General features: G+C 32.7%; 11 protein-coding genes. 6 read left to right on the top strand and 5 right to left on the bottom strand.

Translation table 11 applies throughout. The features are described from left to right. Positions 1 to 31: 31 nt before the first annotated feature. Entirely contained in the window at positions 32 to 898 is an 867-nt protein-coding gene (locus DG435_RS00150) for an AraC family transcriptional regulator (protein ID WP_106794138.1), read from the bottom strand. Positions 899 to 983: 85 nt separating this feature from the next. Here DG435_RS00150 and DG435_RS00145 point away from each other — a divergent pair, with 85 nt between their 5' ends. Further along, positions 984 to 1,706 carry a phytanoyl-CoA dioxygenase family protein gene (locus DG435_RS00145; protein ID WP_106794139.1) on the top strand — a complete coding sequence of 241 codons (723 nt, stop codon included), beginning with the start codon at positions 984 to 986 and terminating at the stop codon, positions 1,704 to 1,706. Between the two features lie 27 nt (positions 1,707 to 1,733). Here DG435_RS00145 and DG435_RS00140 read toward each other — a convergent pair whose 3' ends face one another. Both DG435_RS00140 and DG435_RS00135 read right to left on the bottom strand, forming a co-directional pair. Continuing rightward, positions 1,734 to 2,354 (bottom strand): L-threonylcarbamoyladenylate synthase, encoded by a 621-nt coding sequence (locus tag DG435_RS00140; protein ID WP_106794140.1) that lies wholly within the window; start codon positions 2,352 to 2,354, stop codon positions 1,734 to 1,736. Between the two features lie 77 nt (positions 2,355 to 2,431). Beyond that, complete coding sequence (locus tag DG435_RS00135; RefSeq protein WP_106794142.1) at positions 2,432 to 4,759, bottom strand: ATP-dependent helicase; 2,328 nt, start codon at positions 4,757 to 4,759, stop codon at positions 2,432 to 2,434. A gap of 429 nt (positions 4,760 to 5,188) precedes the next feature. Between DG435_RS00135 and DG435_RS00130 the strand changes: the two genes are divergently transcribed. The 5 genes from DG435_RS00130 to DG435_RS00110 all read left to right on the top strand — a co-directional run bounded on the left by DG435_RS00130 (position 5,189) and on the right by DG435_RS00110 (position 11,772). Further along, on the top strand, positions 5,189 to 5,476 hold the full coding sequence (locus DG435_RS00130) for a hypothetical protein (protein WP_051473707.1): 288 nt from the start codon (positions 5,189 to 5,191) through the stop codon (positions 5,474 to 5,476). A gap of 269 nt (positions 5,477 to 5,745) precedes the next feature. Next, positions 5,746 to 8,121, top strand: a complete 2,376-nt coding sequence (locus DG435_RS00125; protein ID WP_106794728.1) for a PKD domain-containing protein — start codon at positions 5,746 to 5,748, stop codon at positions 8,119 to 8,121. A 136-nt stretch (positions 8,122 to 8,257) separates the two neighbouring features. After that, positions 8,258 to 8,797, top strand: coding sequence for a DsrE family protein (locus DG435_RS00120; protein ID WP_234387183.1), 540 nt, complete (start codon positions 8,258 to 8,260; stop codon positions 8,795 to 8,797). Positions 8,798 to 8,945: 148 nt separating this feature from the next. After that, positions 8,946 to 10,199 carry an amidohydrolase gene (locus DG435_RS00115; protein ID WP_369871661.1) on the top strand — a complete coding sequence of 418 codons (1,254 nt, stop codon included), beginning with the start codon at positions 8,946 to 8,948 and terminating at the stop codon, positions 10,197 to 10,199. 10 nt (positions 10,200 to 10,209) lie between these two features. Continuing rightward, positions 10,210 to 11,772 carry an FMN-binding glutamate synthase family protein gene (locus tag DG435_RS00110; RefSeq protein WP_106794731.1) on the top strand — a complete coding sequence of 521 codons (1,563 nt, stop codon included), beginning with the start codon at positions 10,210 to 10,212 and terminating at the stop codon, positions 11,770 to 11,772. A gap of 48 nt (positions 11,773 to 11,820) precedes the next feature. On the opposite strand, the gene DG435_RS00105 is transcribed toward DG435_RS00110, so the two are convergent. Further along, positions 11,821 to 12,912 (bottom strand): trypsin-like peptidase domain-containing protein, encoded by a 1,092-nt coding sequence (locus DG435_RS00105; protein WP_106794732.1) that lies wholly within the window; start codon positions 12,910 to 12,912, stop codon positions 11,821 to 11,823. Positions 12,913 to 12,930: 18 nt separating this feature from the next. After that, a complete protein-coding gene (locus DG435_RS00100) occupies positions 12,931 to 14,088 on the bottom strand; it encodes a hypothetical protein (RefSeq protein WP_159025766.1) in 1,158 nt (385 codons plus the stop codon). Positions 14,089 to 14,431 lie beyond the last annotated feature (343 nt).

Raw genomic sequence — 14,431 nt, 5'->3', positions numbered from 1 at the left:
AATATGAAGAGGTACTACTTAAACCAGAAAGCTATGAATTATTACTTTTTAAAGAAATATAGGTTTTTGGAGTATACCCCGTAAACTTTTTAAAAGTTGTAGAGAAATATTGGGACGAACTAAATCCTAAATTAAAAGCTACAGTGGTTATACTGTGACTCTTCAATAAATCAATTTTTGACTGCTCAATTTTTAACCTGTTTATGTATTCTTTAGGAGGGATACCCATGGTGTTTTTAAACCAAGATTTAAAATACCCAACAGAAACATTAGAAATACCTGCGAGTTCATCGACATAAATTATGCGGTGCAAATTGTTTAAAATGTAAGCATCTATATCATTTAATCTTTTTAATGGAGGGCTATCTTGTTTTCTCTTTGAAAGGTTCAACACTTCTAATATGACCTGAACAATAAGTTGATTTATGGTAATTTCTGATAAAACAGCACTACTTGTTTTCAGCTCATTTAAAAGTTTTTCAAGTATAAATTTGACTTGAAATGCTCCCTTAAAAGTTCGCTCTGAAGTCTTTTTTAACTCTCGCAGAAGATACTTTGAATGATCCCCTGGTAAATTACATAACCCATGTTGGTTATCAGAACAATTGATTTGCAACCAGAATAATTCTCCTTTATCCTCGGGATATTCGCCAGTACTATGCTCTTTATTTGGAGGAATAATAAGAATATCATTGCCATGCAATTGAAATAATTCCTCACCAATTATATAATGCTGCTCTCCCTTGATACAAAAACATATTTCTATAGCATTACAATGTTCATGTGTTGGTAATTGAGGTTGTGCTTTAGAATATTTGTAATAGCCAAACTGCAAACAACTGTTAATACCATAATCTGGTAAAAAATGCACTATGCGTTGTTCCGAATTTACACTCATTTTGTATAAAAAAGTAAGGTAGTACAAATTTAGAAGATTTATTTAAATGATTTATTCATCTTTGGATAAAATCAATACCATAAAGATGAACACTATAAAAAATGAGTTTTTAACGAATGGGTATACCAAAATAGATCAGCTTTTTGATAGTACTGAAGCCGGAGAATTATTAGCAATCTACAATAGTTTATTGAACGATAAAGAAAAAACAACTCATTTAAGAAGTGATTTAGCAGGGTTGGAGAATGATACTAAACCAATTGAGCGGATCACTCAAATCATGAGGCCAAGTTTGGTAAAACCAAAAATGTTAAATCATATTGCCTATAAAAAAGCATTACACTATGCAAAAAAATTGCTGGGAGATGATATGGAATTAGATTTTGACATGCTTATTAATAAAGCGCCTCATACCAATACTCCTACTCCATGGCATCAAGATGCTGCTTATTGGATAAATTTACCAGATAAAAGAGCTGTAAGTTGCTGGATAGCTTTGGATAATGTATACGAGAACAATGGTTGTATGTGGTTTCTCCCGGTAACAGATCAACAAATATTAGAACATACCAATTTACCAAATGGAGGAGCTTTATACTGTGATGTTGACACCACTAATGCAATCCCTGTTCCTTTACATATTGGCGAATGTACTTTTCATGATGGCTTTACACTACATTATAGTAGAGGAAACACTACAAATAGTCAACGAAGAGCTTTAATATTAAATTTTAGACCCAAAGAGATGATAAAATTAGAAAGAAGTCAGGGATTAGATCATACTGGTGCAAGAAAGCAACGATCATAAAAAAAGCATTTATGGTTTATATCTAAGCTAGATAATATCTATACTTCCTTTACCTTCTCTAAGTAATATTGGTTCGCCACTGGTTAGGTCAATTACAGTAGATGGCATATTATCACCATATCCACCATCGATCACCATATCAACCAGGTTATCCCATTTTTCTAATATCAATTCTGGATCTGTGGTATACTCTATGACTTCATCTTCATCATAGATAGAAGTGGATACAATAGGATTACCTAATTCTTCTACGATAGCTGTACAAATATTATTATCAGGAACACGAATACCTACAGTTTTCCTTTTTTTAAAAACGGTAGGTAAATTATTACTTCCCGGAAGAATAAAGGTGTATGGTCCCGGAAGTGTTCTTTTTAATAATTTAAATGTTGCATTATCAATTTGTTTTACATAATCAGAAAGATTACTTAAGTCTTTACAGATAAATGAAAAGTTAGCTTTTGCCAGTTTTACACCTTTGATCTGTGCAATCCGTTCCAGAGCTCTGTTATTTGTAATATCACACCCCAATCCATATACTGTATCTGTAGGGTAAATAACCAATCCTCCGCTACGTAAACAATTAACTACTCGTTGTATTTCACGTGGGTTTGGGTTTTCATTATATAATTTTATGAACTCTGCCATATAAAATGATTATAAATAAAGATAATGTAAAATACAGTATAAAAAGCTAATCCCTAACCTAAGCGATTAGCTATATATTATAAAACCTTCAATTTTGCAAAGCGAAGTAATAACTTCTTTATTCCTCCTTTTTCAAAATGAATTTCGGCTTTCCTATCTTGTCCGACTCCATCAATTTTAATGATTTTTCCTCTACCAAATCGCATATGTTCAACTATTGTTCCTGGTATAAGATCTTCATCAAAGAGATTTGTATTAGATGCATCAGCCGTATCATTAGATGTAGGCCTAAGTTTTCTTAGTTTACGTAGCTGTTCTTCGGTAGGTTTATGTGCTAATGGTGGTGCTCCAGAAACCGGTTTTTTAAGTCGTAGCTTACTTTTATCAACTTCTCCAAAAATATCAGAATCAATTAATGGTTTGTACCGATAACTTTCTATTGGTGTTAAATATTCTAAAAATTGCTCATCTATTTCTTCAATAAATCGACTAGGTTCGGCGTCTACCAATTTACCCCATCGATATCGGGATTGTGTATATGTAAGGTACGCTTGTTTTTCTGCACGTGTTAATGCTACATAAAACAGACGTCGTTCTTCCTCGAGTTCACTTCGGGTATTCATACTCATTCCTGATGGAAAAAGATCTTCTTCCATTCCTACTATATATACATACGGAAATTCTAATCCTTTAGCCAAATGAATAGTCATCAATGCTACTCTATCATCATCTCCAGTATCCTGATCCAAATCTGTAGCCAAAGCGACATCTTCCAGAAATTCTGCTAATGATCCTCTTACATCTGCTACTTCTTTCTGTCCTTCTACAAAATCACGTATACCATTAAGTAGTTCCTCAATATTTTCGATTCTGGCAATACCTTCTGGAGTACCATCTTTTTTAAGTTCTTGTAATAATCCTGTTTTTTTAGCAACTATTTCGGCTAACACGAATGCATCAGAAGTCTCATTAGTGATTTGAAAACTTTTGATCATCGTTATAAAGTTTTCTAGTCGAGTTTTAGTACCACTATTAATCTTTAAATTAATACGATCCAGATTTTCAATCACTTCAAAAATAGAACGATCGTAGTGATTTGCTGCAACTATCAGTTTATCTACAGTTGTTGCTCCAATTCCCCTGGCTGGATAATTTATTACTCGTTTTAAAGCCTCCTCATCTTTAGGATTAATCACTAACCTCAAATATGCTAATACATCTTTAATTTCCTTTCTTTGGTAAAAGGAAAGCCCGCCATATATTCTATATTTTATATCTCGTTTGCGTAATGCATCTTCAATAGCTCTGGATTGTGCATTAGTTCTATACAACACTGCAAAATTTCCATTCCCCAGTTGATGCTGCATCTGATTTTCAAAAATAGAACTCGCAACATATCGACCTTCATCTCCATCTGTTAATAATCGATTTACAATTATCTTAGGTCCATCATCATTTGCAGTCCAAACTACTTTATCTAGTTTGGTTTTATTCTTATCTATAATAGAGTTTGCAGCTTCTACAATATTTTTGGTAGATCTATAATTTTGCTCTAATCGATATTGCTGTACATTATCATAATCTCTTTGGAAATTAAGAATATTATTAATATTTGCTCCACGGAAAGCATAAATACTCTGTGCATCATCTCCTACCACACAAATATTCTGAAATTTATCAGATAATGCTCGTACAATAAGGTATTGAGAATGATTGGTATCCTGATACTCATCTACCAAGATGTATCTAAATCGGTTTTGATATTTAGCAAGTACTTCAGGAAAACGGTTTAGTAACTCATTCGTTTTTAATAAAAGGTCATCAAAATCCATCGCACCAGCCTTAAAACAACGATCAACATAGTGTTGATAAATCTCCCCCATTCTAGGGCGCTTTGCCATGGCATCTGCTTCTACCAGTTCTGCATTCTGAAAATATGCTTTTACGGTGATCAGGCTATTTTTATAAGAGGAAATACGAGAATACACCTGTTTGTATTTATAGATATCCTTATCGAGTCCCATCTCTTTGATTATAGAAGCTATCAATCGTTGAGAATCCTGAGTGTCATAAATTGTAAAATTAGATGGGTAACCTAATTTATCAGCTTCAAATCTCAATATTTTAGCAAATATTGAGTGAAATGTACCCATCCAAAGGTTTTTTGCTTCGCTAGGTCCAACAATACTTGCGATACGCTTTTTCATTTCACGGGCCGCTTTATTGGTAAATGTTAAGGATAGTATATTAAATGAATCTACACCCTTATGCATCAAATAAGCAATACGATACGTAAGTACTCTTGTTTTACCCGAGCCAGCACCCGCAATAACAATCATGGGCCCATCTATTTGAAGTACAGGCGCTCGTTGTGCATCATTTAGTTCTGCTAAATATTCTTCCAAAGTAACATTATATTTAAGGTCGAAATTTAAGGAAAGAACTACGGTTATGAAAACGTACTTTATGTTTTTTGTAAACAAATCATAGTCAATAACTTTTAGCAAACACCAATATTTTTTTAACATTGATCAATTGTCTCATAAATAACTAGTAATCAAACCGTAAATAAAAAAATAAAATTTACTAGATATCGTATGACTAACAGCGATATATAATGTTATACACATTATCCATTACTGGTAAACTGTAAATAAAATTAATGCTTTTCAAACCAGAATTATTAACAACAAAAATTCTTACAAGTTGATATCTTTTTAATAAAAAATATAGATTAAATGCATTTTTTTAGGATAAAATGTACTATATTTAGCAGAAACGAAAAGTAAACACTAGTTTTTATTAAAATAAAAATTCAACCAAACTCAGCACTTATGGCCCCAAACATGAATGTACAAATGGTACAAAAAGAGCAAATTAAATTTTTAAAATTCCCTAAAGAAGATGTTTTAAACAAAAGAAAAGATCAAATTGATCGATTTTTAGAATTACAAAGAGCACTCTCTTTAGGAAATCTAGAACATCATAAAGTAAGAATCGTTTTTGTAGACGATAAAGGTTTGAAAAGAGTGGAAACTACCATATGGGGAATAACCGATAAAGAGGTTATTTTAAAACAATCTACAATCATTCCGCTAGAAAGAATCATAAGCATTTCATAATTATGTATTATGTATAGACGCTACTATTTCTAAATCTAGACATATAGTTAATTTTTTAGTGTTCTAAATTTAGATTCCGAAAATGGTATATACGTATTTTGAATATAGAAATATGTATGTACTGTTTTTGTTTTTCTTAAATAGAAAGGCACTATATAGTCTTCGATATTAATATTTTGATCTATATTAGATTTTTTATACTAAAACTAGGAATATTTAGTTGTAGTAAAAATTGCAGTCGAAATAATTACCAAATAATCAAACTCAACATGAAAAGAAAATCAGTACAGTATTTTCTTCTTATTATCATGATAATAGGAGGATATAGTACTTACGCTCAATCTGAAAAATCATATTTGATATCAGATAATCAACAAAATTTTATAAATGATCTGATTAGCCCCAAAAAAAGTAAGCCTTCAGCAATCAAAATTGCTAATAACCAGGCTTTTTCTTTTAAACTAAATGTACAAAATCAAACCGATCAGGATCTTACCTTAATTGGAACTGTTAATGATCACCAATTATCGTCATTCACTTTTGTCAAAACTAATAATTCATTAGAAGGAAATATTATACTTCATGATATAAAAAAAGCATATACTTTATATTCTAAATCCAATGGTCAGGTATTCGTGAAAGAAACGGATATTAATACAGTTCTTTGTGTAGATTTTGAAAAAGCAAATACAAAAGACATAGATGCCGGAACCTCATTTTCAAAAGCAGCACCGCAATTAGAAAGTCTTCCGGGAGCACCGGGTATTATTTATCTTGACTTTGATGGAGAATTAGTTTCTAATACGAGTTGGCTTAGTGGTGCTACAATTAATGCACAATCTCCTAATTTTTCTGATGAAAAAATAATCAAAGTATGGAAAATCATGGCCGAAGATTTTCGCCCATTTAATCTAAACGTTACTACCCGAAGAGATCTTTTTGATGCAGCTCCTAAAAATCGTAGAATGATGTGCATTTTTACGACCACAAAAGATGCTGCCCCAGATTCTGGAGGAGTTGCTTATTTAAATTCGTTTTCGTCGAATAGCAATAACCCTTGTTGGGTATATAATCTAGGAACGAGATCTGCTGGTGAAACAGGATCTCATGAAGTTGGTCACACTTTGGGATTATCACATGATGGAAAACCAGGTACAACATACTACTCAGGACACGGAGAATGGAGCCCAATTATGGGATGGAGTGCCAATAAAACATTAGGGCATTGGAGTAGCGGAGAATATCCTGATGCAACAAATACACAAGATGATATTGCAATTATTTCTGGTAATAGAAATGGTGTTGGTTTTCAAAATGATGACCATGGCAATGTATTTAATGAAGCTACTGCAATTAAAGTAGCTCCTTCTGGAGTGGTAAGTGCTGATCAAAACTTTGGATTAATAAGTACCAGAGATGATAAAGATGTTTTCTCTTTTGCCGTAGAAACCGGAAATGTATCTCTATCTTTTAATCCTGATCCCGATTATCCTAATTTAAACATCCAAATAAGAATTCTAAATGAACTTGGCCAGGAAGTAGCACTTTCTGATCCAAACGGACTTACCGCATCGATCAATCAAAACCTTACAGAAGGAATTTATTATATTGAGATTGACGGTGTAGGTGAAGGAACATTAGCCAATGGATATTCTGATTACTCATCTTTAGGTAATTATTCTATATCAGGTAGTTATATACCAGGAGATGATAAACAACCTCCATTATCAGATTTTAAAGCAACTACAAACTGTTCGGTAGTAGAGTTTCAAAGTACTTCTACCAATAGAATAAGTTCTTATTTATGGAATTTTGGAGATGGTCAAACTTCTACAGAACAAAATCCAACACATACGTATGCAACTAGTGGAGACTATACCGTATCATTAACAACAACTAATGATTCTGGAGATAACACCAAAGAAAAATCAGGTTTTATATCGATAAACCTTCCTAATCTTCCTACCACTACAAACCAAAATGTTTGTGTAGGAGAATCTGTAACTATAACCGTATCAGGAAATAGCGAATACAAATGGTATACTACCTCAACCGGAGGCACCAGTATCGCATCTGGATTATCATACGAAACCCCAATACTCGATGCTACTCAAACTTATTATATAGAAGGTGCTATTGGTAATTGTACAACGACAACTAGAACAGCCGTAAAAGCAATTGTATCAGAGAATCCAGAAGCACCAGTAATAGCTGTAAACCAAAATCATATGCTATTTGTGCCATCTCAATTTTCTTCTTATCAATGGTATTATAAAGATGAATCTATTGGTGATGCTACCCAGGCTGTATATTTACCTACAGAAGTAGGTGAATATAGTATAAAAGTATTTAATGAAGCTGGATGTAGTATAACTTCTAAAACATTCGATGTTGATCAATCATTACTTAATTTGGGTCAAGAGAACAAAACGTTTACTTACTATCCTAACCCGATTAATGACGATGAAATATTACATATAGATGGTATAACAACAACTGATTATTCTGTAAGAATCGTTAACATACAGGGGCAAGTATTAATTGATGCTGCACCAACCCCTGAGATGGATATATCAGAACTTTCACATGGGTTATATATCATCTTAATCAATAACAAACCTCTTGGTAAGTTTGTAAGACAATAAGCTAGTAAATAAAAATATCAAAAGCATATCTTCTTTAATTTAGGAGGTATGCTTTTTTTGTAGATAAAAATCAAAATAGCATTTTAACTTTCAATTAATAGATTTTTGAATATCTTTAGAAACCAAAAATTACAGCTTGAAAAACACAATAGCATTCTATATTTTTATTTTACTTCCTTTTTTTATTTTTTCTCAACAAAAATCTAACGAAGGTAAAATAATAACTGAATATGGTAAAACATATACAGTTAGTGACCCAGGTTTTAAGACTAAAACACAGCATGATTTAAAAGCTGTATTTGATGTAGGAAGAACGTTTAAAGATAGTTCAAAAGTAAATCCTCTTTTTAATACCGCTGCAAGATATCTTAATATGCATGCTGATGCTGGAGTACCAGTAGAAAAGTTAAAAGTAGCATTAGTCATTCATGGTTCGGCAGCAAATGATATTCTAAATAATGCAAATTACAAAGCCAAATACAATATTGACAACCCTAATGCCCCACTTCTTTCCGCTTTAGCAAAAAAAGGAGTGCAGTTTATTTTGTGTGGGCAAACCGCCGCACATCGAGATATTTCTAAAGAAGATACACTTCCCGAAATACAGATTGCATTATCTGCAATGACCGCATTGGTACAATTACAAAACGAAAACTACAGACTTATTAATTTTTAAACTTAATGAAACTAATATGATTATAATCCTCTCATTGTGCATATCACAACATGATTATTTTTATCATCTTAGATTACCTGTGGTTCTCTTTAAACATTAAAACAAGCGCATGAAAACACAACCATCATCTTTTCTATTTATTTTCTTAATGGTCTTTTGTTCGATACAGGCACAACAAATTGACCCCGACATTAATACTTCTGCAGAAAAAATAGAATCCAAAGTAATTGAATGGAGGCGAGATTTCCATCAAAATCCTGAGCTTTCCAATCAAGAATTTGAGACTGCTAAGAAAATTGCAAAACACCTCAAAGGTCTTGGTTTAGAAGTTACCGAGAATGTTGCTAAAACAGGTGTAGTAGCTCTTCTTAAAGGAGAAAAAGAAGGTAAAACTGTAGCACTTAGAGCAGATATTGACGCATTACCGGTAACCGAACGAGTAGACATACCTTTTAAATCTGTTGTGAAAACTACATTTCTAGGTACCGAAGTTGGTGTTAGTCATGCTTGTGGTCATGATACCCATATCTCTATATTAATGGGAGTAGCAGAGATCCTTTCAAAACATAAAGATAAAATAAATGGTACGGTTAAATTTATATTTCAACCGGCAGAAGAAGGACCTCCACCGGGAGAAGAAGGTGGTGCTAAATTGATGATCAAAGAAGGGGTTTTAAAGAACCCGGATGTAGATGCAATCTTTGGCCTACACATTAATTCGGGAACAGAAGTTGGAAAAATTCGTTATAAGCCAGGAGGAACAATGGCAGCAGTAGAACGATTTGTTATTACTGTTAAAGGAAAACAAACACATGGTTCGGCTCCATGGACAGGAGTAGATCCTATCCTGATTTCGGCCAAGATTATTGACGGTTTACAAACTATTATAAGTAGAGAATCTCCTCTCGTAAATGAAGCTGCAGTAATCACAGTAGGTAAAATTACAAGTGGTGTACGATTTAATATCATCCCAGAAAGTGCCGAAATGATTGGTACAGTACGAACTTTGGATCCAAAAATGAGAGCTCTTATTATTCGTCGTATGAATGAAATGGTTCCTGCAATTGCTAAAGCATATGGCGGTGAAGCTATTATTGAATTTCAAAATAATACTTCTATAACTTATAATGATCCAGATCTTGTAAAAAAGATGTTACCCACAATTGAAGGCATTGCTGGTAAAGAAAATGTTATTCTATCAAAAGCAACCACAGGAGGAGAAGATTTTTCATATTTTCAGGAAGTAGTCCCTGGGTTTTATTTCTTTTTAGGCGGAAAAACACCTGGAAACAATCAAGCAGCTTCTCATCATACACCCGATTTCTTCATAGATGAAAGTGGATTAGTATTAGGAGTTAAGGTAATGTCCCAATTAACTATTGATTATCTTAATGCACAATAGATAAGATAAAATGGAAAGTATACTTAATTTTTTAGGTTCGATATCCTGGTGGATGTGGATCATTTTTGCTCTAGTATTAGTTGCAGCTCGTGATATATTTTTTAATAAGAGACATACGGTAAGCCATAATTTCCCGATTGTAGGTCACCTTAGATATCTATTAGAAAGTATTGGCCCAGAGATAAGACAGTATTTTGTAGCTAATAATCGAGAGGAGCTTCCATTTAATAGAATTGAGAGGGGTTGGGTATATGCTTCTTCTAAAAATGAAAATAATTACGAGGGTTTTGGTACAGATAGGGATATATATTTGCACCAGCATATTTTTGTAAAAAATTGTATGATCCCTTATAAGATGGATAAGGATCATCCTAATAGAGAAGATAAATCTTTTCTTCCTTGCGCAAAGGTTATGGGAGTATATAACCAACGAGAGAAGCCTTATCGACCTGGGTCTGTTATTAATGTTTCTGCAATGAGTTTTGGATCTCTTTCTGCACGTGCTATAGAGTCTTTAAATATAGGTGTACAAAAAGGAAATGCCTATCATAACACTGGAGAAGGAGGGCTTTCTCCTTATCATAGTAACGGAGGTGATGTCATTTTTCATTTTGGAACAGGGTATTTTGGAGTACGCGATGAGAATGGTAGTTTTTCGATGAAAAAAATGAAAGACCTTGTAACCAAGAATCCTTTTATCAGGGCTATTGAGATCAAATTATCACAAGGAGCAAAACCTGGAAAAGGAGGTGTATTACCTGGTGCCAAGATCACTCCCGAAATTGCAAAGATAAGAGGTGTAGAAGTTGGCAAAGATGTATTATCTCCTTCTGCACATAAAGCTTTTTCTGATGTTCCTGAACTATTACAATTTATTGAGGATATCGCCAAAGAGACAGGACTTCCTGTAGGGATCAAAGCTGCAATTGGTAAAACAGAGCAATGGGAACTTCTTGCAGAACTGATGGTGAAAACCAATAGAGGCCCTGATTTTATTACCATAGATGGTGGTGAAGGCGGTACAGGAGCTGCACCACCAAGTTTTGCTGATCATGTATCTCTTCCTTGGGTATATGGATTTACAGCCATTTATAAAATTTTTCAAAAACATAATCTTACAGATCGAGTAGTTTTTATAGGTAGTGGAAAACTAGGTTTTCCCGCAAAAGCTGCGATGGCATTTGCCATGGGTGTAGACTGTATAAACGTTGCCCGCGAGGCCATGATGAGTATTGGTTGTATCCAAGCACAAATATGTCATACCAATCGATGTCCTAGTGGTGTAGCAACTCAAAGTAAATGGTTACAGAAAGGAATTAATATTCCATTAAAATCAGACCGTTTGGCACAGTATTTTAAAACGTTTAGAAAAGAGTTTACAGAAATCACTCACGCTGCAGGATATGAACATCCTTGTCAGTTTACAATGCAGGATATAGATCTTAATGTGGATGACGGAGAACTTACCAAGACATTAAGAGAATCTTTTAAGTATACTAAAACTCCTGTTGAATATACTTGTACTCAGGATTTAAAAGAATGCACTTATCTTGGTGGTACTAACCAAAAATAAAATTCTCTTACATCTAACTAAACTAATACAAACCAAAAAAATATCTGATCAACTAACTTTTTTAGCATATGTACTCATAGTACAGCCATATTCTTCAACAAAGAAGTCATCAAGGTCATCTGCTTTTAAAGCTAATTCCTTTATTTTTAGTTTGATATCATTTTTTGTAGTCTCATCCTGAAATATATCTGTGATACTAATTCTGTAAGATATAAAAATAGTATTCTTATATACCCCCAATGAAAATTGTCCTTGATCACTTGATATTAAATATTCATATAACTTTTCGAGATTTTGCTTAGGTAAATTATTTAAGGGAGACGTTAGATAGAGATACTCTCTATTCATTACAAAAATCCTAATTTGAGAACTTCCTTGATGAAATTCCCAAAACTCCTGGCCTGTTCTTGTTAAAACAGGATTAATATCTAATTGTTTCAAAGAATCTTCAATAAAATTTGAAAATTCATTGAGTTCTAATTCATTAAAGACATCTTTGGATAGTGTTGCTCCACAATTATTACAGTAATCTTGTGGGACATATGTGAGTCCAGAACAAGATGAGCACTGTAGAGAAAACTTATATTCAGGATTGTTTTCAATACTTTCGATGGCTTGCTCAATTTCAGAAACAGGAATTGCAAATCCCATATTATCTGCATTATTGAATTTTGAAGAATTTATGCCTGCCAATCTTCCATCCTGTGTCACTAATGGGCCTCCGCTATTTCCTGGGTTTATTGCTGCATCTGTTTGCACAAAATATTTCCCATTCATGTGCTGCTCTGGATTCGAAACGATACCTTCGGTTATGGTAAACGGCATTCCGAATGGATATCCAAGAGCAAATACTTTTTCTTGCCTTGTTAATTCTAAAGAATTATCTACAGAAAAACCATGATCAATATTCAACTCCTCTTCTACTTTAAGTATTGCAATATCGATATCTGGATTTGTCATAATAACTTTTGCCAGCATTCTGTTATTATGATCATCTTCGACAGCGACTTCTTTGCAACCACTAATAACATGATGATTAGTAAGAATAATATCTTTACTTTTTATATAAAAACCACTCCCCGTTCCTCTTGAGGTAAGTATTTTAAATGTTGCTTCTTTTAAAGAATCTAAATTGCTCATAATTTTTTCATTTATAATCTAACCAAATAACTTAGAAAAGAATCCTTTCTTAGGAGTCGAAGTTTGTACTGCTTTATTATTTAAGATACTTTCCATCCCATTAAACAGTGATAATGCAGATGCTTCCCACTCCTTACCTGCTGCATTTTTAAGTGAGTTCACCATTTTTAAATTTATATCTTCGGGAATGTTATTATAGTAGTAGAAATCATAAAAAGCAACAAGTAGTGTTAATGTTGCTGCTGTATATTGTTTGTTCTGAATTTCTTTTTTTGCATTTTCATAAGGTCGCTCCCAACTTTGTTTTATATGTTCTAATTCACTTCGCATCTTAGTTGGCACAAATGATTCTGAAATATAGAAATCTGCCAAAAGTTCTTCCTTACTTTTATTTTTCAACGTATCCAAAAACCTTTTCCCTCTTTGAATTCGATCTTGCATATCACTTTGTGAATACAAATCATTTACTTGATTTTCAATATCTGTTCTCAACTTACCATGAGGAGCCATGAGATAATCTATACGCTTTAAAGTGATATTAATAATATCCCAATTAAAGTACCCTACCCTTGTTTGGTCAAAGTGTTCTATATACTGATCTGCTTCTTTTAAATAAGAATTGAATTTTTCCCAAATCGTATCCAAAATCTCCTGACTATAATTCTCAATATGTGGGTCGTGTAATTGTTCTACATCAAACAAACTAATAAATTCATCATCAAAGTTATCTGCATTATGGCATATCTCTTTTAAAACATAATATATTTTTAAAGGCTCACAAAGATGTAGTGGAGTACTATATAAAAAATTAAGCTGACCATCGTCTAGCTTTATTTGTGACAAATTAAGAGGTGAAAAATTGACCTCAGCAATTTTTCTATATAATGGTATTTTTTGATTCTCTCCTACCTTTAGAAAAGGTGCTTTAACATTAAAATGTGTATCTGTAATATTAATTTCTACAATTATAGAGCCATGAGGTATCTTAAAATAGGTTTCATCTGTGTTGCCATATTTTTTTCTAATATCAAGATCCAGATAATCAAACAAATTTAAAATAACATCTTTATATTGTTTTTGATCATATGCCTCTTTGGTATCATCCCATTTTGAAACCGTAATCTTAGTATTTAAAGATGACATAAGGGTCTCGTCAAAACTTAAAGTTTCCTTCATAAGAACAGATTAATAATTAATGTTTATGTTATTTTCCCATTAGAAAGAGTACAACAAACCTCTATTTTCTAAAATTTAAATGTAAACAAAAAAACAAACCTAACAAAAGAGTCGTGAAAGCATTATGTTTTCTATAAAGACATTGATCTATTAAAATTTGTTGTACTCTTTCTTTCGGAACAAACATAGAATATATCTGTAGCGTACGCATCCCTATTTTCAGTGAAAAAATTGTCTTTCTATATTATTTGTTTTAGTCTGTAAAGCAAAATTTTTATGGGAAAAAGAAATTTATTGTAAATCTAGATAGATAAATCAAAAAAGTTTGATTTATTTGTCTAGA

This window comes from Aquimarina sp. Aq78 (assembly GCF_900299525.1).
Classification (GTDB): domain Bacteria; phylum Bacteroidota; class Bacteroidia; order Flavobacteriales; family Flavobacteriaceae; genus Aquimarina.
This window is presented reverse-complemented; position numbering and strand designations above follow the sequence as displayed.